The organism is Pseudomonas sp. SH10-3B (assembly GCF_019891415.1).
GTDB lineage: Bacteria > Pseudomonadota > Gammaproteobacteria > Pseudomonadales > Pseudomonadaceae > Aquipseudomonas.
The window spans coordinates 50,206-76,843 of record NZ_JAFLXD010000032.1 but is presented as its reverse complement, the minus strand read 5'-3'; the positions used below and the strand labels follow the sequence as shown (position 1 = coordinate 76,843).

Annotated in this window: 22 protein-coding genes; 21 read left to right on the top strand and 1 reads right to left on the bottom strand. The window is 62.0% G+C overall.

What is annotated here, in order from left to right; all coding sequences use genetic code 11:
• From J1G35_RS21675 to J1G35_RS21620, 12 genes are all read left to right on the top strand, one after another.
• Positions 1-1,149: basic amino acid/polyamine antiporter (locus tag J1G35_RS21675; protein WP_223015970.1), on the top strand; the 1,149-nt coding region annotated here is incomplete at its 5' end.
• Positions 1,150-1,173: 24 nt separating this feature from the next.
• Positions 1,174-2,430 (top strand): arginine deiminase, encoded by a 1,257-nt coding sequence (gene arcA / locus J1G35_RS21670; protein ID WP_223015969.1) that lies wholly within the window; start codon positions 1,174-1,176, stop codon positions 2,428-2,430.
• Between the two features lie 12 nt (positions 2,431-2,442).
• Positions 2,443-3,453 carry an ornithine carbamoyltransferase gene (locus tag J1G35_RS21665; RefSeq protein ID WP_015885593.1) on the top strand — a complete coding sequence of 337 codons (1,011 nt, stop codon included), beginning with the start codon at positions 2,443-2,445 and terminating at the stop codon, positions 3,451-3,453.
• Positions 3,454-3,601: 148 nt separating this feature from the next.
• Positions 3,602-4,531 (top strand): carbamate kinase, encoded by a 930-nt coding sequence (gene arcC, locus J1G35_RS21660; protein ID WP_223015968.1) that lies wholly within the window; start codon positions 3,602-3,604, stop codon positions 4,529-4,531.
• A gap of 18 nt (positions 4,532-4,549) precedes the next feature.
• Complete coding sequence (locus J1G35_RS21655) at positions 4,550-4,912, top strand: DUF5064 family protein (protein ID WP_053135912.1); 363 nt, start codon at positions 4,550-4,552, stop codon at positions 4,910-4,912.
• 184 nt (positions 4,913-5,096) lie between these two features.
• Positions 5,097-6,605: a sigma-54-dependent transcriptional regulator gene (locus tag J1G35_RS21650; protein ID WP_053135909.1), complete on the top strand. Its 1,509-nt coding sequence runs from the start codon at positions 5,097-5,099 to the stop codon at positions 6,603-6,605.
• 310 nt (positions 6,606-6,915) lie between these two features.
• On the top strand, positions 6,916-7,299 hold the full coding sequence (gene gcvH / locus J1G35_RS21645; RefSeq protein ID WP_223015967.1) for a glycine cleavage system protein GcvH: 384 nt from the start codon (positions 6,916-6,918) through the stop codon (positions 7,297-7,299).
• A gap of 10 nt (positions 7,300-7,309) precedes the next feature.
• The gene (gene gcvP, locus J1G35_RS21640) at positions 7,310-10,150 is read left to right on the top strand and encodes an aminomethyl-transferring glycine dehydrogenase (RefSeq protein ID WP_053135905.1); all 2,841 of its coding nucleotides are present in this window, start codon (positions 7,310-7,312) and stop codon (positions 10,148-10,150) included.
• Positions 10,151-10,309: 159 nt separating this feature from the next.
• Positions 10,310-11,686, top strand: coding sequence for an L-serine ammonia-lyase (locus J1G35_RS21635; protein ID WP_223015966.1), 1,377 nt, complete (start codon positions 10,310-10,312; stop codon positions 11,684-11,686).
• Between the two features lie 39 nt (positions 11,687-11,725).
• On the top strand, positions 11,726-12,850 hold the full coding sequence (gene gcvT, locus J1G35_RS21630; protein ID WP_223015965.1) for a glycine cleavage system aminomethyltransferase GcvT: 1,125 nt from the start codon (positions 11,726-11,728) through the stop codon (positions 12,848-12,850).
• 389 nt (positions 12,851-13,239) lie between these two features.
• Positions 13,240-13,452, top strand: a complete 213-nt coding sequence (locus J1G35_RS21625; RefSeq protein ID WP_223015964.1) for a cold-shock protein — start codon at positions 13,240-13,242, stop codon at positions 13,450-13,452.
• A 94-nt stretch (positions 13,453-13,546) separates the two neighbouring features.
• On the top strand, positions 13,547-14,035 hold the full coding sequence (locus J1G35_RS21620; RefSeq protein ID WP_223015963.1) for an RDD family protein: 489 nt from the start codon (positions 13,547-13,549) through the stop codon (positions 14,033-14,035).
• Positions 14,036-14,110: 75 nt separating this feature from the next.
• Here the strand turns inward: J1G35_RS21620 and nadA are convergent, their stop codons facing one another.
• Positions 14,111-15,169 carry a quinolinate synthase NadA gene (gene nadA / locus J1G35_RS21615; RefSeq protein WP_124387962.1) on the bottom strand — a complete coding sequence of 353 codons (1,059 nt, stop codon included), beginning with the start codon at positions 15,167-15,169 and terminating at the stop codon, positions 14,111-14,113.
• Positions 15,170-15,494: 325 nt separating this feature from the next.
• Between nadA and J1G35_RS21610 the strand changes: the two genes are divergently transcribed.
• Genes J1G35_RS21610 through J1G35_RS21570 form a run of 9 tightly spaced genes read left to right on the top strand, consistent with a single transcriptional unit; the run spans position 15,495 to position 26,630 of the window.
• A complete protein-coding gene (locus J1G35_RS21610; RefSeq protein ID WP_053135890.1) occupies positions 15,495-16,064 on the top strand; it encodes an acyl carrier protein in 570 nt (189 codons plus the stop codon).
• A 9-nt stretch (positions 16,065-16,073) separates the two neighbouring features.
• Positions 16,074-17,348: a beta-ketoacyl-[acyl-carrier-protein] synthase family protein gene (locus J1G35_RS21605; RefSeq protein ID WP_223015962.1), complete on the top strand. Its 1,275-nt coding sequence runs from the start codon at positions 16,074-16,076 to the stop codon at positions 17,346-17,348.
• A gap of 1 nt (position 17,349) precedes the next feature.
• Positions 17,350-18,417 (top strand): beta-ketoacyl synthase, encoded by a 1,068-nt coding sequence (locus tag J1G35_RS21600; RefSeq protein WP_262417367.1) that lies wholly within the window; start codon positions 17,350-17,352, stop codon positions 18,415-18,417.
• Positions 18,414-19,712, top strand: coding sequence for a beta-ketoacyl-[acyl-carrier-protein] synthase family protein (locus J1G35_RS21595; protein ID WP_223015961.1), 1,299 nt, complete (start codon positions 18,414-18,416; stop codon positions 19,710-19,712). Before J1G35_RS21600 ends, J1G35_RS21595 begins: the two co-directional genes overlap by 4 nt.
• Entirely contained in the window at positions 19,709-20,926 is a 1,218-nt protein-coding gene (locus J1G35_RS21590; protein ID WP_223015960.1) for a beta-ketoacyl synthase N-terminal-like domain-containing protein, read from the top strand. Before J1G35_RS21595 ends, J1G35_RS21590 begins: the two co-directional genes overlap by 4 nt.
• Before the next feature lie 42 nt (positions 20,927-20,968).
• On the top strand, positions 20,969-23,836 hold the full coding sequence (locus tag J1G35_RS21585) for an aminotransferase class III-fold pyridoxal phosphate-dependent enzyme (RefSeq protein ID WP_223015959.1): 2,868 nt from the start codon (positions 20,969-20,971) through the stop codon (positions 23,834-23,836).
• 9 nt (positions 23,837-23,845) lie between these two features.
• The gene (locus J1G35_RS21580; protein WP_223015958.1) at positions 23,846-24,583 is read left to right on the top strand and encodes a 3-oxoacyl-ACP reductase family protein; all 738 of its coding nucleotides are present in this window, start codon (positions 23,846-23,848) and stop codon (positions 24,581-24,583) included.
• Positions 24,580-25,344 carry an SDR family NAD(P)-dependent oxidoreductase gene (locus J1G35_RS21575; RefSeq protein WP_053135870.1) on the top strand — a complete coding sequence of 255 codons (765 nt, stop codon included), beginning with the start codon at positions 24,580-24,582 and terminating at the stop codon, positions 25,342-25,344. The genes J1G35_RS21580 and J1G35_RS21575 overlap by 4 nt, the downstream gene beginning before the upstream one ends.
• A gap of 2 nt (positions 25,345-25,346) precedes the next feature.
• Positions 25,347-26,630, top strand: a complete 1,284-nt coding sequence (locus J1G35_RS21570; protein ID WP_223015957.1) for a DUF1302 family protein — start codon at positions 25,347-25,349, stop codon at positions 26,628-26,630.
• The last annotated feature ends 8 nt before the right edge of the window (positions 26,631-26,638 follow it).

Sequence of the window (26,638 nt, the reverse complement as noted above, 5' to 3'; positions counted from 1 at the left end):
TACTGGATCAGCGCCTGGCTGGGCAACGTCGGCTACTTCGTACTGTTGTTCAGTACCCTCGGTTATTTCTTCCCGATCTTCGGCGAAGGCAATACGCCTGCGGCGGTGATTGGCGCATCGGTCTTGCTGTGGGCCGTGCATTTTCTGGTGCTGCGCGGGATCAGGGAAGCGGCGTTCATCAACCTGGTGACCACCGTCGCCAAGGTGGTACCGCTGGTGCTGTTCGTGTTGATCGCCGTGTTCGCGTTCAAGCTGGACATCTTCACCGCTGACATCTGGGGCGTGAAAAACCCGGACCTGGGCAGCGTGATGAACCAAGTGCGCAACATGATGCTGGTCACCGTGTGGGTGTTCATTGGTATCGAAGGCGCGAGCATCTTCTCGGCCCGTGCCGAAAAACGCAGCGACGTCGGCAAGGCCACCGTGATCGGCTTTATCACTGTGCTGTTGTTCCTGATGCTGGTGAACGTGCTGTCCCTGGGCATCATGACCCAACCGGAACTGGCCAAGCTGCAGAACCCGTCGATGGCCGCCGTGCTGGAACATGTGGTGGGCCACTGGGGCGCGGTGCTGATCAGCGTCGGCTTGATCATCTCGTTGCTCGGTGCGCTGCTGTCGTGGGTGCTGCTGTGTGCGGAGATCATGTTCGCCGCCGCCAAGGACCACACCATGCCGGAGTTCCTGCGCAAGGAAAATGCCAACCATGTGCCGGCCAACGCCCTGTGGCTGACCAACGCCATGGTCCAGATATTCCTGGTGATCACGCTGTTTTCCGCCAGTACCTACCTGTCGCTGATCTACCTCGCCACCTCGATGATCCTGGTGCCGTACCTGTGGTCGGCGGCCTACGCGCTGCTGCTGGCGGTGCGCGGCGAAACCTACGAAAACGCCCTCAAAGAGCGCAGCAAAGACCTGTTCATCGGCGCAGTCGCGCTGATCTATGCGGTCTGGCTGCTCTACGCCGGCGGCACCAAGTACCTGCTGCTGTCCGCCCTGCTCTATGCCCCAGGCGCGATCCTGTTCGCCAAGGCCAAGCATGAACTGGGCAAACCGATTTTCACCAACGTCGAGAAGTTGATTTTCGCAGCAGTCGTCATTGGCGCCCTGGTGGCTGCCTATGGCCTCTACGACGGCTTCCTGACTCTGTAATTGTTGTTCCTTGGAGGATCTGTAATGACCACGGAAAAAGTGAAGTACGGCGTACATTCCGAAGCCGGCAAACTGCGCAAAGTCATGGTGTGCTCCCCAGGTTTGGCCCACCAACGGCTGACCCCCAATAACTGCGATGAACTGCTGTTCGATGACGTGTTGTGGGTGGCCCAGGCCAAGCGCGACCACTTCGACTTCGTCACCAAGATGCGCGAGCGGGACATTGATGTGCTGGAAATGCACAACCTGCTGACCGATATCGTCGCCATCCCCGACGCCCTGGACTGGATCCTGGCGCGCAAGATCACCTCCAACACCGTGGGCCTGGGCCTGGTCGAGGAAGTCAGCTCCTGGCTGCGCAGCCTTGAGCCGCGCAAGATCGCCGAGTTCCTGATTGGCGGCGTGTCGGCCGATGACCTGCCGAGCAGCTTCGGTGGCAAGACCATCGAGATGTTCCGCGACTTCCTCGGCCACGCCAGTTTCATTCTGCCGCCGCTGCCAAACACCCAGTTCACCCGCGACACCACCTGCTGGATCTACGGCGGCGTGACGCTCAACCCGATGTACTGGCCGGCCCGACGCCAGGAAACCCTGCTGGCCAGCGCGATCTACAAATTCCACCCCGAGTTCACCAACGCGGACTTCCAGATCTGGTACGGCGACCCCGACCAGGAACACGGTGCCGCCACGCTCGAAGGCGGTGACGTCATGCCGATCGGCAATGGCGTGGTGTTGATCGGCATGGGCGAGCGCTCGTCCCACCAGGCCATCGGCCAACTGGCGCGCAACCTGTTCAAGAACAAAGCCGTGGAGCGGGTGATCGTTGCCGGCCTGCCGAAATCCCGCGCCGCCATGCACCTGGACACCGTGTTCAGCTTCTGCGACCGCGACCTGGTGACCATCTTCCCCGAAGTGGTCAACCAGATCGTGCCCTTCACCCTGCGCCCTGACGACAGCAAGCCCCACGGCATCGACATTCAGCGCGAGAAAACCAACTTCCTCGAGACCGTGGCCGCCGCGCTCAACCTCAAGATCCTGCGCGTGGTCGAGACCGGCGGCAACAGCTTCGCCGCCGAACGCGAGCAGTGGGACGACGGCAACAACGTGGTGGCCGTGGAGCCAGGCGTGGTGATCGGCTACGACCGCAACACCTACACCAACACCCTGTTGCGCAAGGCTGGCGTGGAAGTCATCACCATCAGCGCCGGTGAACTCGGCCGTGGCCGTGGCGGCGGCCACTGCATGACCTGCCCGATCATCCGCGACCCTATCGACTATTAAGGAGATTCCATCATGGCTTTCAATATGCGCAACCGCAGCCTGCTGTCGCTGATGCACCACACCACCCGCGAGCTGAATTACCTGCTGGACCTGTCCCGCGACCTCAAACGCGCCAAATACACCGGCACCGAGCGTCCGCACCTGCAAGGCAAGAACATCGCGCTGATCTTCGAAAAAACCTCGACCCGCACCCGTTGCGCCTTCGAAGTGGCCGCCCATGACCAGGGTGCCCACGTCACCTACATCGACCCGGTGTCGTCGCAGATCGGCCACAAAGAAAGCATGAAAGACACCGCCCGCGTCCTCGGCCGCATGTTCGACGCCATTGAGTACCGTGGCTTCGAGCAGGAAATCGTCGAAGAACTGGCCAAGTTCGCCGGCGTGCCGGTGTTCAACGGCCTCACCGCCGAATTCCACCCGACCCAAATGATCGCCGACACCCTGACCATGCGCGAGCACAGTGACAAACCGCTGCATGACATCAGCTACGCCTACCTGGGCGACGCCCGCTACAACATGGGCAACTCGCTGCTGATGATCGGCGCCAAGCTGGGCATGGACGTGCGCATCGGCGCGCCGAAAGCCCTGTGGCCCCACGAAGATTTCATCAAACAGTGCCAGGCATTCGCCGAGGAAAGTGGCGCGCGCATCACCATCACCGAAGACCCGAAAGAAGCGGTCAAGGGCGTGGACTTCATCCACACCGATATCTGGGTGTCCATGGGTGAGCCGGTGGAAGCGTGGGACGAACGTATCGAGCAACTGCTGCCGTACCAGGTCAACGCCAAGATGATGAAAGCCTCGGGCAACCCGCGGGTGAAATTCATGCACTGCCTGCCGGCGTTCCATAACAGCGAAACCAAGGTCGGCAAGGACATCGCCGCGCGGTATCCGAACCTGGCCAATGGCGTGGAAGTGACCGAGGAAGTCTTCGAGTCGCCGGCCAACATCGCCTTTGAGCAAGCGGAAAACCGCATGCACACCATCAAGGCGATCCTGGTGTCGGCACTCGCGGATATCTAAACCCTGCTGCGATCCCACTGTAGGAGCGAGCTTGCTCGCGAAAAATTCAAGGGCACCGCGTTCATTCAGGATGGGCGCGTTATCGTTGACCTCCTTCGCGAGCAAGCTCGCTCCTACAACGGATTGCGAGCTCTAGAAGGATTGCATTATGCGAATCGTCGTAGCCCTGGGCGGCAACGCCCTCCTGCGCCGTGGTGAACCCATGACCGCAGACAATCAACGCGCCAATATCCGCATCGCCACCGAACAGATCGCCAAGATCCATCCCGGCAACGAGCTGGTCATCGCCCACGGCAATGGCCCGCAGGTCGGCCTGCTGTCGTTGCAGGCGGCGGCCTACACCAGCGTTTCGCCGTACCCGCTGGACGTGCTGGGTGCCGAGACCGAAGGCATGATCGGCTACATCATCGAACAGGAACTGGGCAACCTGCTGGACTTCGAAGTGCCGTTCGCCACCCTGCTCACCCAGGTGGAAGTGGACGCCAAGGACCCGGCCTTCCAGAACCCGACCAAGCCCATCGGCCCGGTGTACTCCAAGGCCGAAGCGGAAAAACTCGCCGCCGAGAAAGGCTGGGCCATCGCCCCGGATGGCGATAAATATCGCCGCGTCGTGGCCAGTCCACGGCCCAAACGCATCTTTGAAATTCGCCCGATCAAATGGCTGCTGGAAAAAAGCGCCATCGTGATCTGCGCCGGTGGTGGCGGTATCCCGACCCTGTACGGTGAAGACGGCAAGCTCAAGGGCATCGAAGCCGTGATCGACAAAGACCTGTGCTCCTCGTTGCTGGCCGCGCAACTGGACGCCGATTTGCTGGTGATCGCCACCGACGTCAACGCCGCTTTTATCGACTTCGGCAAGCCGACCCAGAAAGCCATCGGCCAGGCCCACCCCGACGACATGGAAAAACTCGGCTTCGCCGCCGGCTCCATGGGTCCCAAGGTGCAAGCCGCCTGCGAGTTCGCCCGCCAGACTGGCAAAACTGCGGTGATCGGTTCACTCTCCGACATCGAAGCCATCGTCCAGGGCAGCGCCGGCACGCGCATCAGCACGGCGACACCTGGCATCACCTATCTGTGAAGTAAAGGAGATACGCCTATGGCCACCTTTGAACCCGGTCACCTGCACGTCGAACGCCACGCCCTTAACAACGACGACTACAGCTACAACCTGTGCATCGATTACGAAGTCAGCCAGGACCCAAAGGAAGGCAAGGGCATGCTGTTCAAGCTGCACGGCTCGGTGCAGGGCAAGGACCTCAAGGAAGAGTTTTTCTTACCCAAGGACCAGGCATTCGACTTTGCCCGGCATGCGATGAACATCGCGCAGAAGTATGGGATGCCGAAGATTGCGGTGTTGAATGGCTCGATGCACAAGCAGTACGACCAGATGTTCGAGGATGTGCGGCATCAACTGGATGTGAAATCCGGCGACCCGATCAAGCCTGAACACCTGGAATAACCCGACGCCCCGGACACCAACACTCAAATGTGGGAGCGGGCTTGCTCGCGAATACGGTGCGTCAGTGAAAAAAATGCTGACTGACACACCGCATTCGCGAGCAAGCCCGCTCCCACATTTTTGATCTCCATCACCTGTCAGGCATACTGGCCACCCTCAGTACGCCAGAACCAACATTCGCCCCATGCGTATCCACGTCAGCTTCATCGACCGCGTCGGTATCACCCAGGAAGTCCTGGCCTTGCTCGGTGGGCGCAACCTCAACCTGGATGCAGTGGAGATGGTGCCGCCCAACGTGTACATCGATGCGCCGACCCTCAGCGCCGACGTGCTCGAAGAGCTGCGTGACGCGCTGTTCAGCGTGCACGGCGTACAAGCGGTGACGGTGGTGGACATCCTCCCCGGCCAGCGCCGTCACCTGCAACTCGACGCCCTGCTGGCGGCCATGACCGACCCGGTACTGGCCTTGGACAGCGCGGGCAAGATCCTGCTGGCCAATCCGGCGTTGATAGCCCTGTATGGTCGCGAACCGGCGGGGGAAAGCATCGCCGGGCTGTTCAACGACCCGGCGCTGCTGGAGACCTTGCTGGAAAATGGCTTTCGCCTGCCCTTGCGTGAAATCAGCGTCAATGGCCAAACCTTTTTGCTCGATGCTACGCCGATCACCGACGCCGGCGCCCTGCTCACCCTGTACCAACCCAACCGCATCGGTGAACAACTGTCGGCGCTGCACCACGACCATGCCGAAGGCTTCGATGCGCTATTGGGCGAATCCCCGGCGATCCGCACCCTCAAGGCCCGCGCGCAACGGGTAGCCGCGCTGGATGCACCACTGTTGATCCAAGGCGAAACCGGCACCGGCAAGGAGTTGGTGGCGCGGGCCTGCCATGCCATCAGCGCGCGGCACAGTGCGCCGTTCCTGGCGCTGAACTGCGCAGCACTGCCGGAGAACCTCGCCGAGAGTGAACTGTTTGGATACGCCCCAGGCGCGTTTACCGGCGCCCAGCGCGGCGGTAAGCCGGGGTTGATGGAGCTGGCCAACCAAGGCACGGTATTCCTGGATGAAATCGGCGAAATGTCGCCTTACCTGCAGGCCAAGTTGCTGCGCTTTCTCAACGACGGCAGCTTCCGCCGGGTAGGCGGCGACCGTGAAGTGAAGGTCAATGTGCGCATCCTCAGCGCCACCCACCGCAACCTGGAAAAAATGGTCAGCGAGGGCACCTTTCGCGAAGACCTGTTCTACCGCCTCAACGTGCTCAACGTCGAAGTGCCGCCCCTGCGCGAACGTGGCCAGGACATCCTGTTGCTGGCGCGCTACTTCATGCAGCAGGCCTGCGCGCAGATCCAGCGCCCGGTGTGCCGCCTGGCGCCCGGCACCTACCCGGCACTGTTGGGCAACCGTTGGCCGGGTAATGTGCGCCAGTTGCAGAACGTGATCTTCCGCGCCGCCGCCATCTGCGAAAGCAGCCTGGTGGACATCGGCGACCTGGACATCGCCGGCACCTCGGTGGCCCGTCAAAGCGACGGCGAAGTCGACAGCCTTGAACAGGCGGTCGAGGATTTCGAACGCAGTCTGCTGGAGAAACTCTACGCCAGCTATCCCTCGACCCGGCAACTGGCCAGCCGCCTGCAAACTTCCCATACGGCCATCGCCCATCGGTTGCGCAAGTACGGCATACCCAACAAGTCCTGAGCTGGGTGCCTACAGGGTTGCGTTTCAAAAAGGGTCTGAGAACGACATCCGCTGTACTGAAAGCGCTACAGTGGAACGAATTCGCTACAACCCTGTTTTTTGCGCGCCATGCAAGGCTTTGATCCACATAGGCTTTTTTTCACGGGCCGGACTGTAGCGAAATCGCTACAGCCAATACGCATAAGCCTATAACCATATTTATTAACCTGTTGATTTATAACGGATTAATAAGATTGGCCGCGATATTGCTAAGCAACTCCCCATTATTCCAATCCCGTCCACCAGACGAATCTGGCCCTGAGGAATTTCCATGAGCGAGTTGCGTTTCACTGAAGATCACGAATGGCTGCGCGCCGAAGCCGACGGCAGCGTCACCGTGGGTATCACTGCTTTCGCGCAGAACGCGCTGGGTGATGTGGTTTTCGTGCAACTGCCGGAGTTGCAGGCCTACGCCAAGGGCGCCGAAGCGTCCACCGTGGAATCGGTCAAGGCCGCCAGCGGCGTGTACATGCCGTTGGACGGCGAAGTGCTGGAAGTGAACGACAAGCTCGATGGCAGCCCGGAACTGGTCAACGAAGACCCGATGGGCGAAGGCTGGTTCTTCCGCTTTAAACCGGCCGATGCCGGTGCGGTAGCTAAACTGTTGGATCAGGACGCGTACGACCGCCTGATCAAAGCCAACGCTGAAGCCTAAGGAGCGCGTCATGACGATCAACCTGAGCACCGCCAACGAATTCATCGCCCGCCACATCGGCCCGCGCCAGGAAGATGAGCAGCACATGCTCACCAGCCTGGGCTTCGATTCCCTGGAAGCCCTGAGCGCCAGCGTGATCCCGGAAAGCATCAAGGGCACCAGCGTGCTCGGCCTGGAAGACGGCCTGAGCGAAGCCGAGGCGCTGGCCAAGATCAAGGCCATCGCCAGCCAGAACCAACTGTTCAAGACCTACATCGGCCAGGGCTACTACAACTGCCATACGCCGTCGCCGATCCTGCGCAACCTCCTGGAAAACCCGGCCTGGTACACCGCCTACACGCCGTACCAGCCAGAAATTTCCCAAGGCCGCCTGGAAGCGCTGCTGAACTTCCAGACCCTGATCAGCGACCTCACCGGCCTGCCGATCGCCAACGCCTCGCTGCTCGATGAAGCCACCGCCGCCGCCGAAGCCATGACCTTCTGCAAGCGCCTGAGCAAGAACAAGGGCAGCAACGCTTTCTTCGCCTCGATCCACAGCCACCCGCAAACCCTCGACGTACTGCGCACCCGTGCCGAGCCACTGGGCATTGATGTGGTCGTCGGCGATGAGCGCGAACTGACCGACGTCAGCCCGTTTTTCGGCGCGCTGCTGCAATACCCGGCCAGCAACGGTGACGTGTTCGACTACCGCGCACTGACCGAACGCTTCCACGCCGCCAACGCACTGGTCGCCGTGGCTGCGGACCTGCTGGCCCTGACCCTGCTGACCCCACCGGGTGAGTTCGGCGCCGACGTGGCCATCGGCAGCGCGCAACGCTTCGGCGTGCCACTGGGTTTCGGTGGCCCGCACGCGGCGTACTTCTCCACCAAGGATGCGTTCAAGCGCGACATGCCGGGGCGTCTGGTCGGTGTGTCGGTAGACCGCTTCGGCAAGCCGGCCCTGCGCCTGGCCATGCAGACCCGCGAACAACATATCCGCCGCGAGAAAGCCACCAGCAACATCTGCACCGCCCAGGTACTGCTCGCCAACATCGCCAGCATGTATGCCGTGTACCACGGTCCCAAGGGCCTGACCCAGATCGCCAAGCGCATTCATCAGCTGACCGCGATCCTCGCCAAGGGCTTGACCGCGCTGGGCCTGAAGGTCGAGCAGGAACACTTCTTCGACACCCTGACCCTGCACACCGGCGCCGACACTGCCGCCCTGCACGACAAGGCCCGCGCCCAGCGCATCAACCTGCGTGTGGTGGACGCTGAGCGAGTTGGCCTGTCGGTCGACGAAACCACCACCCAGGCCGATATCGAAACCCTGTGGGCGATCTTCGCAGGCGACCAGGCCCTGCCGGATTTCACCGCCAAGGTTGACGCCACCCTGCCGACCGCGCTGCTGCGCCAGTCGCCGATCCTGAGCCACCCGGTATTCAACCGTTATCACTCGGAAACCGAGCTGATGCGCTACCTGCGCAAACTGGCCGACAAAGACCTGGCCCTGGACCGCACCATGATCCCGCTGGGCTCGTGCACCATGAAGCTCAACGCCGCCAGCGAAATGATCCCGGTGACCTGGGCCGAGTTCGGTGCCCTGCACCCCTTCGCCCCAGCCGAGCAAAGCGCCGGCTACCTGCAACTGACCTCCGACCTCGAAGCCATGCTCTGCGCGGCCACCGGTTACGACGCGATCTCGCTGCAACCGAACGCCGGTTCCCAAGGTGAGTACGCCGGCCTGTTGGCGATCCGTGCCTATCACCAGAGCCGTGGCGAAGAACGTCGCGACATCTGCCTGATCCCATCGTCGGCCCACGGCACCAACCCGGCGACCGCCAACATGGCCGGTATGCGTGTGGTCGTCACCGCCTGCGATGCCCGTGGCAACGTGGACATTGAAGACCTGCGCGCCAAGGCCATCGAGCACCGCGAACACCTCGCGGCCCTGATGATCACCTACCCGTCCACCCACGGCGTGTTCGAAGAAGGCATCCGCGAAATCTGCGGCATCATTCACGACAACGGCGGCCAGGTGTACATCGACGGCGCCAACATGAACGCGATGGTCGGCCTCTGCGCTCCGGGCAAGTTCGGCGGCGACGTGTCCCACCTGAACCTGCACAAGACCTTCTGCATCCCCCACGGCGGTGGCGGCCCGGGCGTTGGCCCGATTGGCGTCAAGTCGCACCTCACGCCATTCCTGCCCGGCCATGCGGCCATGGCGCGCAAGGAAGGCGCGGTGTGTGCGGCGCCGTTCGGCAGCGCGAGCATCCTGCCGATCACCTGGATGTACATCAGCATGATGGGCGGCGCGGGCCTCAAGCGCGCTTCGCAGCTGGCGATCCTGAATGCCAACTACATTTCCCGTCGCCTGGAAGAGCACTACCCCGTGCTCTACACCGGCAGCAACGGCCTGGTGGCGCACGAATGCATCCTCGACCTGCGCCCGCTGAAGGACAGCAGCGGCATCAGCGTGGACGACGTGGCCAAGCGCCTGATCGACTTTGGTTTCCACGCCCCGACCATGTCGTTCCCGGTCGCGGGCACGTTGATGATCGAGCCGACCGAAAGCGAATCCAAGGAAGAACTGGACCGCTTCTGCGATGCCATGATCGCCATCCGCGAAGAAATCCGTGCGGTGGAAAACGGCACCCTGGACAAGGACGACAACCCACTGAAAAACGCTCCGCACACTGCAGCGGAACTGGTGGGCGAATGGAGCCACCCCTACAGCCGTGAACAAGCGGTGTACCCGGTAGCGTCGCTGATCGAAGGCAAGTACTGGCCACCGGTTGGCCGGGTCGACAACGTGTTTGGTGATCGCAATCTCGTATGCGCATGCCCTTCAATCGAGAGCTACGCGTAACCTGAGGCTGAACTCAATCAAATGTGGGAGGGGGCTTGCTCCCGATGGCGGTTTTACATTCAACATCTCTGTTGACTGACACACTGCCATCGGGAGCAAGCCCCCTCCCACATTGACCGAGTACACCCCAATACATAACAAGAAACCGGAGAACAACTCATGTCTTTAAGCGTGTTCGACCTGTTCAAGATTGGCATCGGCCCCTCCAGTTCCCACACCGTCGGGCCCATGCGCGCCGCCGCTCGATTCGTCGAAGGCCTCAAGCGTGACAACCTGTTGAGCGCCACCACCGGCATCAAGGTGGAACTCTATGGCTCCCTGGGCGCCACCGGCAAAGGCCACGGCAGCGACAAGGCCGTGCTGCTCGGCCTGGAAGGCGAACACCCGGACACCGTGAACACCGAAACCGTGGCCACGCGCCTGGCGCAGATGCGCGGCGACGCGCGTTTGAACCTGCTCGGCGAACACAGCATTGCGTTCAACGAGAAAGAACACCTTGCGATGATTCGCAAACCCCTGGCCTACCACCCCAATGGCATGATTTTTCGTGCCTTTGATGCGGCGGGCATCCAGATTCGCAGCCGCGAGTACTACTCGGTCGGCGGCGGTTTTGTGGTGGATGAAGACGCCGCCGGTGCTGACCGGATCGTCGAAGACGCCACGCCCCTGACGTTCCCTTTCAAGCATGCCAAGGACTTGCTCGGCCATTGCACCACCTACGGGCTGTCCATCAGCCAGGTGATGCTGACCAATGAAAGCGCCTGGCGCCCGGAAGCGGAAACCCGCGCCGGCCTGCTGAAGATCTGGCAGGTGATGCAGGATTGCGTGGACGCTGGCTGTCGCAACGAAGGCATCTTGCCGGGCGGCCTGAAGGTCAAGCGTCGCGCCGCCGCCTTGCATCGCCAGTTGTGCAAGAACCCGGAGTCGGCCTTGCGCGATCCGCTGTCGGTACTCGATTGGGTCAACCTGTACGCCCTGGCCGTCAACGAAGAAAACGCCATTGGTGGGCGCGTGGTCACCGCGCCCACCAATGGCGCGGCCGGGATTGTGCCGGCGGTGCTGCATTACTACATGCGCTTTATCCCCGGCGCGAACGAAGACGGTGTGGTGCGCTTTCTGCTCACCGCCGCCGCCATCGGCATTCTGTACAAGGAAAACGCCTCGATCTCCGGGGCCGAAGTCGGTTGCCAGGGCGAAGTCGGCGTGGCCTGTTCCATGGCCGCTGGCGCGTTGTGCGAAGTCTTGGGCGGTACGGTTTCCCAAGTGGAAAACGCCGCCGAGATCGGCATGGAACACAACCTCGGCCTGACCTGCGACCCGATTGGCGGGTTGGTGCAGGTGCCGTGCATCGAGCGCAATGCCATGGGCTCGGTGAAGGCCATCAATGCGGTGCGCATGGCCTTGCGTGGCGACGGACAACACTTCGTCTCGCTGGACAAGGTCATCCGCACGATGCGCCAGACCGGTGCCGACATGAAAAGCAAATACAAGGAAACCGCCCGTGGCGGTTTGGCGGTCAACATTATCGAGTGCTGACGCCTAAAGGCGCGCCAGCACGTTTTTCAGGAGCTGAATATGTCCACCGAAACCCTGTTGAAAACCCCATTGCACGCCCTGCACCTCGAGCTGGGTGCACGCATGGTGCCCTTCGCCGGTTACGACATGCCGGTGCAGTACCCGCTGGGCGTGATGAAGGAACACCTGCACACCCGTGAACAGGCCGGGTTGTTCGACGTGTCCCACATGGGCCAGATCCGCCTCACCGGCGCGAATGCCGCCAAGGCCCTGGAAACCCTGGTACCGGTCGACATCATCGACCTGCCGGTTGGCATGCAGCGCTACGCCATGTTCACCAACGACCAGGGCGGCATCCTCGACGACCTGATGGTGGCGAACCTGGGTAACGACGAACTGTTCCTGGTGGTCAACGCCGCCTGCAAGGACCAGGACCTGGCGCACCTGCGCGAGCATATCGGCGAGCAGTGCAGCATCGAACCGCTGTTCGAAGAGCGCGCCCTCCTCGCCCTGCAAGGCCCGGCGGCGGTGAAGGTATTGGCGCGACTGGCACCGGAAGTCACCCAGATGACTTTCATGCAGTTCGCCTCACTGCGCCTGCTGGGCGTGGACTGCTACGTCAGCCGTTCCGGCTACACCGGGGAAGACGGCTTTGAAATCTCCGTGCCCGCCGCCAACGCCGAAAGCCTGGCACGCAGCCTGTTGGCCGAGACCGAAGTCGAGGCCATCGGCCTGGGCGCCCGTGACTCGCTGCGCCTGGAAGCCGGCCTGTGCCTGTACGGCCACGACATGAACACCGAGACCACCCCGATCGAAGCCAGCCTGTTGTGGGCGATCTCCAAGACCCGTCGCACTGACGGTGCGCGCGCCGGTGGCTTCCCGGGTGCCGACCGCATCTTCACCCAGCAGCAAACCGGCGTGAGCCGCAAGCGCGTGGGTCTGCTGCCCCAGGAACGCACCCCAGTGCGCGAAGGCGCAGAGATCGTCGACGAACACGGCAGCGTGATCGGCAGCGTATGCAGCGGCGGCTTTGGCCCGAGCCTGGGCGGCCCACTCGCCATGGGTTACCTGGACAGTGCATTTATCGCACTGGACACCGAAGTCTCTGCGCTGGTGCGTGGGAAAAAGGTGCCACTTCGTGTAAGTAAAATGCCATTTGTGCCGCAACGTTACTATCGCGGTTGATTGACTGTTCCTATAAGTAACGCGGTTGCGTTAACGTGCACTAATCTGTAACGCAACCGCCATAAAACAGTGCATTGACGATAGTCACCCTTATAGGGAATAACCTATAACAAGTGATCCATTCTATCGAATAAGCCGGCTCCCCATTATTCAACGAAGTGCCATATGGCCGAGTAAACGTTGGGCTTTTGGCGGGGCTTGTTTTTTCTCTGTTAGTTGGCGTAGAGTCTGCCCACTGTGTTTGCATGGGTCGCTTGGAACCTGGACCTGGGCAGTAGCCAAAGTTTGCTACAACCCGTTCGACGTCTCTTACTTTCCTGCAACCCAGCCCAGTACTCTTTCATGTGAAAGGGGCTGTCATTAATTTTTAGCGTCAAGGAAATAAGAAAATGGCTGATCGTCAGAGCGGTACCGTCAAGTGGTTTAACGACGAGAAAGGGTTTGGTTTTATCACTCCAGAAAGCGGTCCGGATCTGTTCGTGCATTTCCGCGCTATCCAAGGCAGCGGCTTCAAAAGCCTGAAGGAAGGCCAGAAAGTCACCTTCGTTGCAGTGCAAGGCCAGAAAGGCATGCAGGCTGACGAAGTACAAGCAGAAGGCTGATCCTTCCTGCGACAAAAAGCCCCTGACATGACATCAGGGGCTTTTTTATGGGCGCTATTCCGTAAACTGCATGTTTTCTTCAGAGAGCCCTGCCATGTCCAAACCCTTGCTGAGTCCCCAAGGCGAGTTCCCCGCCGTTGGCCTGGGCCGTCGCCTGGCAGCGATGTTCTATGACTTCCTGCTGTGCACCGCGCTGTTGATCGTCACTGCGTTTATCTACAAACTGGTATGGATCGCGTTCGTGGGCGAAGCCAGGATGCGCACCCTCACCGAGTCCGGCGCGCTGGACGGCGACCCGTTGCTGTCGACCATTCTGTTGTTCGTGCTGTTTGGTTTCTTTGCCAAGTTCTGGACCCATTCCGGGCAAACCCTGGGCATGCAGGTCTGGGGCGTGCGCGTGCAGAACGCCGACGGTTCGCGGATCAGCCTATGGCAGGCGCTGTTGCGCTTTGTGGTGTCGATTGCATCGTGGTTGTGCGTGGGGCTGGGGTTTGTCTGGTCGTTGTTCGACAAGCAGAAACGCTGCTGGCATGACATCTATTCGGACACGCAGTTGGTGCGCATCCCGAAGCAAAAGAAATAATACCCTTCTTATTGGAGATCAACATGTGGGCGGGGGCTTGCCCCCTCCCACATGTTTAACCGAGTTCGCCTCGGTTCAGGCGTTGCCCGCCAGCTTCAGGCGCGCAGCCTGGGTGAAATCCAGCATGCGCTTGAGCGGTCGCACCGCGTGAGGAATCACCGACGGCTCGACGAAGATCTCGTTGCTGCCCTCACGCAGGCACTGCAATGTGCGCTCCAGCGTATTCATCGCCATCCACGGGCAGTGCGCGCAACTGCGGCACGCGGCGCCGTTGCCGGCGGTGGGCGCTTCGATGAAGACCTTGTCCGGGCACAGCTGCTGCATCTTGTAGAAGATGCCGCGGTCGGTCGCCACGATAAAGGTCTTGTTCGGCAGGCGCTGTGCCGCCGCAATCAGTTGGCTGGTGGAACCCACCGCGTCGGCCAGTTCGATCACCGAGGTCGGCGATTCCGGGTGCACCAGAATGGCCGCGTCCGGGTACAGCGCCTTCATGTCTTCCAACTGCTTGGACTTGAACTCCTCGTGGACGATGCACGCACCGTCCCACAGCAGCATGTCGGCACCGGTCTGGCGCTGAATGTAGGTACCCAAGTGCTTGTCCGGCCCCCAGATGATGGTCTCGCCGTTGTCCATCAGGCTTTCGACGATTTCCAGCGCGCAACTGGAGGTCACCACCCAGTCGGCGCGGGCTTTGACCGCTGCCGAGGTGTTGGCATACACCACCACAGTGCGCTCGGGATGCTGGTCGCAGAACGCCGAAAACTCATCCACCGGACACCCAAGGTCCAGGGAGCACGTGGCTTCCAGAGTCGGCATGAGGATGCGTTTTTCGGGGGTGAGGATTTTGGCGGTCTCGCCCATGAAACGTACACCGGCGACCAGCACGGTCTTGGCCGGATGGGCTGCGCCGAAGCGTGCCATTTCCAGGGAGTCCGAGACACAGCCGCCGGTTTCTTCGGCCAGGGCCTGGATCACCGGATCGCAATAGAAGTGGGCAACCAGCACCGCGTCCTGAGCCTTGAGCTCGGCGGCGATGGCGGCACGCAGGCTCGCCTCTTCGTCGGCGCTCAGGGCCTTGGGCTGCTTGGCGTCGAGGTGGGCTTGAACCAGTAGGCGTTCGGAAATATGCGTCATGTTCGCAAGACCTGCAGGCGCAGTTGCGCGAAAGTCGAGTGTACCACCGGCTCTGGAGCCCTTCGGGCGCCGCCGGACGAAGTGATTGTGTTCATCAAGCACGGGTAAAGGTGAAGCTGCGCAAGGCTACAGAATATCCAATGGTTTCAAAAGCCTAATCTGGCTTTGACGCGTGTGCCTGTCGGGCAAAAAAAAACGGTAATGGCACATTGACTCTCCCCCTCGGGGGAGGGTTTACGCTCCCCCGCCTTCAGAAATCACCTCAAGCAAATAGCCGTCAGGGCCACTGCTTGCCCCCCATTTACGCGTTATAGGGAAATAGCCGATGAATAATCCACTGGACTTGAACAGCGTCATCACCACCACCCGCGAAATCCTCGCGCAGCTATTGGTGATGGACCTCGCAGAGGTCGATGAGCACAGCAGCATCGTGGAGGATCTGAATGCCGACTCCCTGGATATCGTCGACCTGAGTTTTCAGCTCGGCCGTCACTATGGCTGCACGCTGCCTAAAACCAGCGTGCTGGATCATGCGGTAGCGGTGTTTGGCGACGTCAGCGAACTGGTCGAAAAAGGCCGTATCACCCAGGCCGGGGTAGAACTCCTGGAGCAAAGCCTGAGCGCATTTGCCCCCGGGCAACTGCGCGCAGGCATGCAGCCGGCGGATGTGTTCGCGGCCACCACCGTGCGTAACTGGGCCGTGCAGTGCTATCGGATGTTCGACCACCTGCCCGCGACCTGCCCTGAATGCAATGCCGACCAGGCGCGTCTGAATGAGCGTCGCCAGGTGGTATGCAGCAGTTGCAGCGCGCGTTTGACGCCAATGGAAGGCGACGACATTTCTCGCCAACTGGTAGAGCAGTTTGCAGCGTCCCGTTTGCCGGAAACGGTCTAGGAGTTCTGCATGGGGCCGCGAGAGGTTTTAGTCACGGGCTATGGGTTGGTAGCGCCCACGGCACTGGACGCTGCAACGCTGTTTGCGCAGATCGGCGCAAAGCGTTCGTGCATCCGCCAACACCCGGTGTTTGCCGAGTTGGGTTTTGCAGCGAGCGCTGCGGGTTACATCGACCCCGTTCAATGGCAAGCCATCACCGCACCGGTAGCGGCGGGTGCCCCCCCCCTGCCGCGCCAGAGCCTGCTCGCCGAGTTCGTGGCCAGGCAGGCGCTCCAGCAGGCAGGCCTGGTTCGGGCAGACTTCTGCCGCGTACCCAGCGGCGTATTCCTCGGCGCCAACAAGCATTGCGTGAGCCGTGATCTGCAAGAAGCCAGCCGCTATATGGACGACGTTGGCAGCGTCGACCTGGATCGCTATCTGGACAACCACACGCTGGCCGGCGGCCCGTTCGCGCGACGGATCGATCAGCAGACTTGGCACATCGCCCAGTTGCTCGGGATTCGCGACCATATCAGCACCCACTCCGACGCCTGCGCCGCCGGCACCATGGCGATCGGCGCCGCGTTTCGCGCCATCGAGCGCGGTGACATCGACCTGGCCCTATGTGGTGCCGTTGAGCTGATGGCCCATGAACTGTCCTATTACAGCTTCGACGGCCTGGGTGCCATTTGCCAACGTGCAGACCTTGCGCCCGAGCAACAGAGTCGCCCGTTCATGAACGACCGTTGCGGGTTCGTCCTCGGTGAAGGCGCGGCGATGATCGTGCTGGAGTCCAGGCAACATGCCGAGCGCCGCAAGGCCACGCCAATCGGCCGCGTCCTGGGTTACGCCAACTTTTGCGAAGCGCAGAAGATCACCTCCAGCAGCCGCGATGGCAGCCATTACGCCCATTGCATGAAGGCCGCCATCGCCAATGCTGGCCTGAGCTGCGACGCGGTCGATCACGTCAATACCCATGGCACATCGACCCAGGCTAACGATCGCAGTGAAGCCCTGGCGATTGCGCAAGTATTCGGTACCGGCGTGGACACGATGACCTTCACGGCGAACAAATCGGCGATCGGCCACTCCCTGGCAGCCAGCGGCGCCCTCGAGGCGGTGCTGTCACTGATGAGCCTGCAACAGGGCGTGCTGCTACCCACCCTTAACTATGACCCGGCAAACGCCGAGTTCCCTGAGTTGAATTTCCTGACCGAAACGCAGCGCCAGCCCATCCATGTGGTGCTGTCCAATTCGTTCGGTTTCGGTGGTGTCAACAGTTCGCTGGTTTTGGGAAAAGCATGAGATGAACAGCCGTCAAACAAAACCCGTCTACCTGATCGCCGCTTCGGTGTTTAACCACGCCGGCACTGAGTGCGCCGACTTGCACGGCCCGGTGCAAGCCGCACAACCGCTGGATTTTGCCCCGGACCAGTTAGCGTATCCCGTGACCGTACCGCGCTTGCCGACCACGGTGTTCGACCGCAAGATTCAACGCAGCGTCGAACCTCAGGGCGCCCGGCTGCTGTACTGCGCCGGGCAGGTGGCCGGTCCGTTGAATGACTTGCAGTTGCCTGGCGAGCGGGTTGCGCTGATGGCCGCCATCCCGGAAGTGGATGGCCCCAGTTCCTGCTGGGAGGCCGTGCAGGCCATCGCCGAACAACCGGATGCGCTGCTCGCGCAACTCTTTGCCTATACCCCGCCGCTGCACGCCCTGATGATGCTCAACAGCAGCGTCATGGCCTATGTCGCCGAGGCGTTGCACTGCCATGGTCCGATGGGCGGTTTCTGCTCACAGAGTAATGCCGGGGTCGATGCGCTGATCGAGGCCTTCGAACACATCGCCGAGGGGCGTGCCGATGCAGGGGTCGTGGTCAGCAGCAGCCCGAACCTCTCGCCGGCGCTGTACCTGCGCGACACCACCGAACGCCCTGCTCTCGCGGCCCCGGATATCTACGGCGAAGGCGCCGCAGTGCTGTTGCTGACCGCCTGCCCTCCCGCAAACGGTACGCGCGCCCTGCGCATCGCCGGCTTCGCCCGTGGCTACAGCGCTGTGCCCGAACGCTCCCACGCCGTGGCGTGCAAGGTTATCCAACAGACCTTGAGCCGAGAAAAACTAGGTTTGCGCGACGTAGCCCATATTGTCGCCGCGCCTGACACCCCATCCCTCGCGCTTCTACTCACAGACACCCAGGCGATTCTCCACAGCTGCCGACACATGACCGGCAACCTGGGGGCCAGCGCCTTGCTGACTGAAATAGCCCTGGCCCTTCACGATCAACACGATGGCTACACGTTGCTGCTCAACCACAGCCGTACCGGCCATTGGGGCGCCGTATTACTGGCCAATGAAGCCATGGAGAAACAGGCATGAGCGCACCAAGGATTGTGATCACCGGCCTGGGTGCCGTGACCGGTTTCGGTTTCGAATGGCAAACCATGTGGGCGCAGATGCTGCTCGGTGAGCACTGCATCCGCCCCTGGCAGCCCGAAGGCGTGGCCGATGGCACCTTCCCGGTGCGCTATGCGGCGCCGGTGGACACCCGCCAACTGCCGGACTACCTCCAAGGCCATCCCGCCTGGCAGACGCCCCTGGAAAAACGCAGCCAGCTGGGTTGGGTGGCGGCCAGCCAAGCGATCAGCGACAGCGGCCTGAGCCCCGCGCAACTGCGGGATGCCGCCGTGCTGTGTGCTTCCGGCGCACCGGCGCACAAGATCCAGGACATGCTGCTGACCGTCGCCGATGAGCCGAATGCCTCCCCGGCCTGGCGCTACTTGATGGCCAAGGCTGATCAGGTCAGTGCCGCCCACTCGTTGTGCCAGAGCAACGACCGCCTGGCCCGGGTGATCGCCGACGACATCGGTTGCGAAGGCCCGGTGATCAACATCAGCAGCGCCTGTGCCGGGGCATCCCAGGCCATCGGCAATGCATTCCAGATGATCCGTCGGGGAGAAGTCGACGTCGCTATCGCTGGCGGCGCCGATTCGGTGTTGAGCCTGGACACCATGACCGCGCTTTACCTACTGGGCGCGGCGAGCAGCGAGCAACGCTGGGGCACCGGGCTTTGCCGCCCGTTTGATCGCCATCGCAGCGGCCTGGTTGCCGGTGAGGGCGCAGGCTTTGTGGTGCTCGAAACCCTGGAGCGGGCACTTGCCCGTGGCGCCGTGCCCTATGCCGAAGTGCTGGGTTTTGGCAGCAGCCTGGACGGCTACAAGGTCACCGCGCCCGACCCGCAAGGGCGAGGCGCCGCCCTCGCAATGCAGACAGCCTTGCACGACGCCGGCATCCGCCCGCAACAGGTGGACCTGATCAACGCCCACGGCACGTCCACCCCGCTCAACGATGCCGCCGAAACCCTGGCGATCAAGTCGGTGTTCGCCCAGGGCGAGCACTATCGACGGCTGGCGATCAGCGCCAACAAATCCCAATTCGGCCACTTGATCGCGGCCGCCGGCGCCCCCGAGTTCATCATCACCGCACTGGCCTGCCAACAGGACAGGATTACCCCGACCCTCAACCTGCACAGTGCCGCCGACGACTGTGACCTGGACTACTGCGCGCATCAGACCGTCAACCGCCGGGTCGATGTGGCACTCAGCAATTCATTCGGCTTCGGTGGGCTCAATACCTGCCTGGTGCTGGGCAAATACCAGGAGCACGCGCAATGAGCGGCGTACCGACATCCATCGCCATTGCCGGCAGCGGCTGTGTCCTGGCCAGCGGCTGGGGCGTGGACGCCTTCTGGTCGGCGGCCTGTGAGTCGCGCAGCGGGATCAAGCCATTGCGCTCTTTGCTGTTTCACAGTGAACGGGTCACGGCCTTCGGGCAGATTCACTATGACGATCACCAGCGCAGTCGCCAGGACCTCGCCCAAAATCTGCAGCGTTACTGCACGCCTGCCGTCATCTGGGGCGTCAGCGCCGTTCGACAGGCACTGGCCGAAGCCCAACTGACGCCGGGGGCCGACGCCCTGACCTATGGCCTCTATTGCTGCCAGGGTGGCTATACCCACCCTTCACTGGCGTCCTACGGCGAGTTGCTCCACGAATGCCGCCAGGGCGAAGGTGCAGATATGCAGCACCTGGCCCGGCGTATCTTGCACGAGCGCGCGCAGGACCCGTTCCTGGTGCTCAAGGGCCTGAGCAATATCCTGCTGGGCGTGGTCAGCCTGGCGCTCAAGCTGGAGTGTGAATGCAACGCCTACATGCAGGGGGTCTCCGGCAACCTGGCGGCCTTGCGTGAAGCGTGCGCCGCCTTGCAGAGCGGACGAATTGACGTGGCGATCATCGTCGGTGCAGGCAGCGAACTCGATGCGCTGGCACTCAGCGCCCTGGTGCAGGCCGGCACGATCAGCGCCGACGGCTCGGATACCCTGCGCGCTTTCGATGCGCAAGGCACCGGCGGTATCGCTGGCGAAGGCGCGGCGGCCCTGGTCCTGCGCCGTCGCGAGGATCTGGGGGATGGACCCAAGGTCTGCCTGCAGACAATGACCGCCGATGTCGCGATCGAGCACTTGAACCTGCCAGACCAGCAAGCCGACGTGCTGGTGTGCAGCGGTACCGGCACGCCCGATCAAGACCGACAGTTGAGCCTCACGCTGGCCCGAACCGGCGCCGCCCACATCACCAGTGGCGTGCCGCTGACCGGCCTGCTGAGTGCGGCTCCCAGCCTGGCGGACCTGATCCTGGCCCGCTGTGCCCTGCTCGCCCAGCGTGTGCCACCGATTGCCGGATTAAGCCAACCCGTGGCCGCGCAGTTGCCGTTTGTGATGGGGGCTCCCTGCTCGACGCGGCTCGACGATGGCCTGGTGCTCAACCGCGACGACAACGGTTTCAGCGCTTGCTACCAATTGAAGTACAGCGAACAGGCCAACAACGCCTGACGTGTGTGTACACCCCCTCCTCTTTTAAAGGACATGGCTGTGATGGATTACCGTGATTTTGTTCGCCCAAAGTTTGTCGACCTGCTTCAGGCCCTGGGGCTTGAGTGTGAGTTCAAGCGGGCACTGGGCAGCAAATTGTTCTACCACAACCGCCAGGGTGACGAGGTGACTGTCACCGATTTTCTCGGCGGCTACGGCGCCGCCTTGTTTGGTCACAACGACCCGCAGTTCGTCGACCAGCTCTGCACACTGCTGCGCAACGACGTGCCCTTTAACGCCCAGATGTCGATCCGCGCTACGGCCGGTACTCTGGGGCGCGCGTTGAGCGAAGCCTTCAACCGTGAGTTGAAGAACAACGAAGCGTACATCTCGACCTTTTCCAACAGCGGTGCCGAAGCGGTGGAAATTGCCGTCAAGCACGCCGAGTTCCGCCGCCAGAAAAACCTGCAACGCCAGTTCGACGAACTGGACTTTACCCTGGCCCAACTGACCTCCAGCGACCGCGCCTACCGCGAAGTGGATGTGGCTGACCTCGATTTGCCGGCGGGCCTGCTGCCTGCCCACCTGACCACGGCCACGGTGCGTCAGGTGGTTGAGGCAGTGCGTCAGCACAACCTCGCCGAGTTGCACGTCGAGCCGGTGTTCGTCGCGTTACGCGGCAGCTTTCACGGCAAGTTGGTCAACACCGTGCAACTGACCTATGGCCGACAGTATCGCCAGCCGTTCGCGCGCTTCGGCTTGAACGTGGAGTTCATTGACCCCCAACAACCCCATCAACTCCAGGAGCTGCCAGCGCGCCACACCCGCCATTGGCTGACCGTGCAATGGTGCGGTGATCAATTGCTGGTCAAGCGCGATGCGTTCAGCGCGATCACCGCCGTATTGATGGAGCCTATCCAGGGCGAAGGCGGCATCATCGAGTTCGCGGCCGATTTTTATAAAGCCTTGCGCCGCCTGTGTAATGAGCAGCAGTGCCCGCTGATCATCGACGAGGTGCAGTCCGGCTTCGGTCGTACCGGGACCTTCCTGGCCAGCAGCCATTTCAATCTGCAAGGCGACTACTACTGCCTGTCCAAGGCACTGGGCGGTGGCTTAATGAAGATTGCGGCCACCGTGATTCGCAGCAGTCACTATGAGAAAGACTTCAGCTATATCCACAGCTCGACCTTCGCCGAAGACGACGCCTCCTGCCATATCGCCCTGGCGGCGCTCAATCGTCTGTTCGCCGATGATCATGCGATGCTCAAGGACGTACACACCAAGGGCGAATACCTCAAGGCCTCACTGCTTGAGCTGAAGGCGGCCTACCCCGGGGTGATCGCCGACGTGCGAGGTCGCGGCCTGCTGCTCGGCTTCGAACTGCACGACCAGAGCGCCAACAGCTCGCTGGTACAGGCTTCGGCCCAGTACAACGATGCCTTGGGCTACCTGGTTGCCGGCTACCTGCTGCAATTCGAAGCCCTGCGCGTGGCGCCGTCGGGCAGCAACTCCAATGTGATCCGCCTGGAGCCACCCGCCTGCATCAGCTTCGCCGAGATTGACGCGCTGATCAAAGCCTTGCAGAAGGTCTGCGACCTGTTGCAACGCGGCGATGCATTCCCGCTGGCCGCCACCATTTGTCATGACTTGATCCCGGCTGTGGCGCCCCGCGACACCGGCTTCCAGGTCACCGCCCATGCCAATGCCCCAGAAGACACCCCCATCGTCGCCCGCGTGGCCTTTATCAATCATTTGATCGATGCCGACATCCTAGGTGATGTCGACCCTTCGCTGGGCCAACTGAGCACCGAGCAAAAACGTGTGTTCATGCAACGCACTGCACCGGAACGCCGGGCGGCCCCCGTGGGCCCGGTAGTGATCCGCTCGAAATTGGGCATGGCCGTAGAGTTCACGTTGTACCCGCTGTGCATGGACTCCAACGCCATGGCGGACTACATCATCAGCGGCGACCTTGAGGTGATCCGCAAGGAGGTCGGCAATCGCATCCTGGATGCTCGCGCCGATGGCTACCGCGTCGCGGGCCTGGGCATGTATACCTCCATCGTGACCAACAACTGCCAGGCCCTGAAAATCCCGGACATGGCGCTGACCTCCGGCAATGCCTTGACCATCGGCATGGGCCTGGAGGCCATCGAGCAAGGCTGCAAGCAACAGGGGCTGGAGCTGCATGCGCAGACGGCCGCCGTGGTTGGCGCGGCCGGTAACGTGGCGTCTACCTATGCGTCGCTGCTGTCCGCCACGGTCGACCACTTGATCCTGATTGGCAGCGGCCGCGATGGCTCGGTACGCCGCCTGGAAAAAACCGCTCAACTGATCTACGCCGACGCTGCCCGCTCGATTATCAAGGGCACGGCCGCCGAGGATCTGCTGGCGCAGCGCCTGCTCAAAATCGACGGCATCCGCGCACTGCTGCGCGAATACGGCAACAGCACACAGCTGGGGTTGCAGGTCTCGCGCCTGGTGCAGGAACGCCTTGGCGCCAACGCATTCATTACCGTCACCGATGACCTGCAAGCCCTCAAGCAGGCGCGCATCGTCCTGTGTGCGGCAAACGCGGCGCAGCCGTTTCTCGACGCCGGGCACTTTGCCGAACACAGCGTGATCTGTGACATCGCCGTGCCGTTGAACGTTGACCAGGCGATTAACACCCAGCGCAGCGACGTGCTGTACATGCACGGCGGCATCGTCCAGACGCCGTTCAACGATGGGTTGGCGCCGAATGTGCGGGCCTATCTGAAACAGGGCCAGTTGTATGCCTGCATGGCCGAGTCGGTGCTGATGGGCCTGGCGGGGATCACCCAGCATTACTCCTACGGCGACATCAGCCGCGAGCAAGTGCAGCAGATTCGTGCCTTGGCGGCGATCCATGGCTTTGGCCTGGCGCAGTTCAAGACCCACAACTCACTCTAAGGAACGGCCATGACCCCTAAAACAGCGGTAGTCACCGGAGGCAGTCGCGGCATCGGCAAAGCGGTCGTCCTGGCACTGGTCGAGGCCGGCTACCAGGTCGCGTTCAACTACGTGCGTGACGAAGCGGCGGCCCTGGCGGTGCGTGATGAAGTCGAAAAACTCGGCGGCGAGTGCTTCACGGCGCAGTGCGACATCAGTGACGCCCACAGCATCAAGGTGTTTTTCGAACAGGTTGAACAGCGCTTCGAGCGCATCGACCTGCTGGTCAATAACGCCGGCATCACGCGCGATGGGTTGTTGGCGACGCTCTCCACCGAGGCAATCTGCGAGGTGATCCAGACCAACCTGATCGGCACCCTGCTCTGCTGCCAACAGGTGGTGCCCGGCATGATGCGTCAGCGTCAAGGCTGCATCATCAACCTCAGTTCAGTGGCTGCGCAAAAGCCAGGCAAAGGGCAAAGCAGCTACGCCGCCGCCAAGGGCGGTGTGGAAGCACTGACACGCGCCCTGGCGGTCGAGCTGGCACCGCGCAATATCCGCGTCAACGCGGTCGCACCGGGCATCGTCAGCACCGACATGACCGCCGCCTTGCTGGAAACCCACGAGCAGGAAGTGCAGTCGCGACTGTTGATCAAGCGTTTTGCCGTGCCGGGGGACATTGCCGAGGCCGTGCTGTACCTCGCCGAGCGCGCGACCTATGTGACCGGCGAAGTACTGTCGGTCAATGGCGGGCTGAAAATGCCATGAATACACCCAGAACGTTTTTGATTACCGGTGCCGCCAACGGCATCGGCCGGGCAGTGGCGGAACATTTTGCCAACGACCCGGCCCATCGCCTGATCCTGGTGGACCGTGACGTGGCATCGCTGCGGGACTGGGTAGGCGCCGCAACCTTTGCCGCGAGCATCGAGACCCATGGCGTCGATATCGCCGACCTTGCCAGCGTGCAGGGCTTGTTCAACGACCTGTCGGCGCGCCTCGGCTTTATCGATGTACTGGTCAACAGCGCCGGGGTCTGCAACGAGAATGAACCGGAGGACCTGGACAACTGGCACAAGGTGATTTCCGTCAATCTGAACGGCACCTTTTATGTCACCTCGCTGTGCCTGCCACTGCTGGCGGATCGCGGACGCATCATCAACTTGTCGTCGATCCTTGGCCGCATCGGCAAGGTCCGCAACACCGCTTACTGCGCCTCCAAGCACGGCATTATCGGCATGACCAAGGCACTGGCACTGGACCTGGCGCCGCGCCGGATTACCGTGAATGCGATTCTGCCAGCCTGGATCGATACGCCGATGCTGCAAGGCGAGCTGGCGACGCAAGCCAGTATTGCCGGGATCAGCCAGGAGCAGATCCTGCGCAATGCCAAGAAAAAACTGCCCTTGCGCCGGTTTATCCAGGCCGACGAAGTCGCCGCCATGGTGCGTTACCTGGTCAGCCCTGAGGCCTCCGGGGTCACGGCCCAGAGCCTGATGATCGATGGCGGCGCCGGGTTGGGGATGTAGCCATGAACACAGCATTGTTCACGCGCAGCCTGTTGCTCGGCCTGGTCTCGCTGGCGCCGCAATTGGCCGGCGCAGACCTGTTGCCGGCCCATGCCGATGCGGAAGTAGGACTGGCCAGTGCCTTGCGCCTGCACGGCGACGATCCTGTCACCCAGAAGGCGGTGTATTTCAAGGCCAACCTGGAAGACAACTGGGACAGCGGCTACTACAAGGCCAAGGGCCGGGTGCGCTACGACGCGCGCTATGACGGGCACAACCCTTACAGCCAGGAGGCACGGGATGACTACCGCTTCAGTGCCGACTGGCGGCACCTGTACTGGGGCCAGTACCTGGGTGACGGTGAAGTTACCGTAGGTTGGCAGCAAGTGGTCTGGGGTCGCGCCGACGAGTTGCGGGTGCTGGACCAGATCAACCCCATCGACTATCGCGAAGGGGTGACGGCCTTGCTTGAAGACAGCCGCATCGCCGTGCCGATGGTGCGCCTGACCCAGCCCGTGGGCGAGTGGGAAGTGGAAGCCCTATGGATCACCGACTTCCTGAAAAACCAGGCGCCGGCCCAGGGCAGCGAGTTCGACGCGCCGTTGTTCGCAGTCCCGGACCCGGACCTGTTCGTGGTCGGTTCGAAGCCGGACTACCGCGGGCAGAAGGGGTTTTCCTATGGCATGAGCGCCAACGGCAGGATCGGCTCGGTGGACGCCAGCTTTGTGGCCCTCAACGCCCGCCAGCAGGACCCGGTGTATGCGGTCGAGGGCATCGCCGACGATCAGCGCGTCCTCCTGGAACGTCAGTTCCCGCGTTACAGCATGGGCGGCGCAGGCCTGGCGATTGATGCCGGCCACAGCTTCGTGGTGCGCAGCGAGGTGGCCTACTTCGATCGCTGGCACGTCACCAACCCCTACCGCACCCACGGCAGCAGCCAGAGCCCGATGATCAAGTCATTGCTGGGGGTCGACTACCTGCTGCGCAACTGGCTGATCTCTGTGCAATGGCAGGAGCAGCAGTTACTGGACTGGCAAATGGGCATGGTGCAGGACAAACGCCAGCCGCTGTTCACCCTGTCCGCCGAGGGCAACCACCTGCGTGACCGGCTCAAGTCGCGCCTGGTATTGGCCATGTCACCACCGGCCAAAGACGACGCCTTGCTGCAAGGCATCTTCACCTACACCCCGGTGGACTGGCTGAAGCTGGGCCTGGAGGTGGATGTGTTTTTTGGCAAGGAGGACCGCACTTTTGGCCAGTACCGCCAACGCGATCAACTGCGCGTGTCTGCCGGCTACCTGTTCTGAGCCCCGAA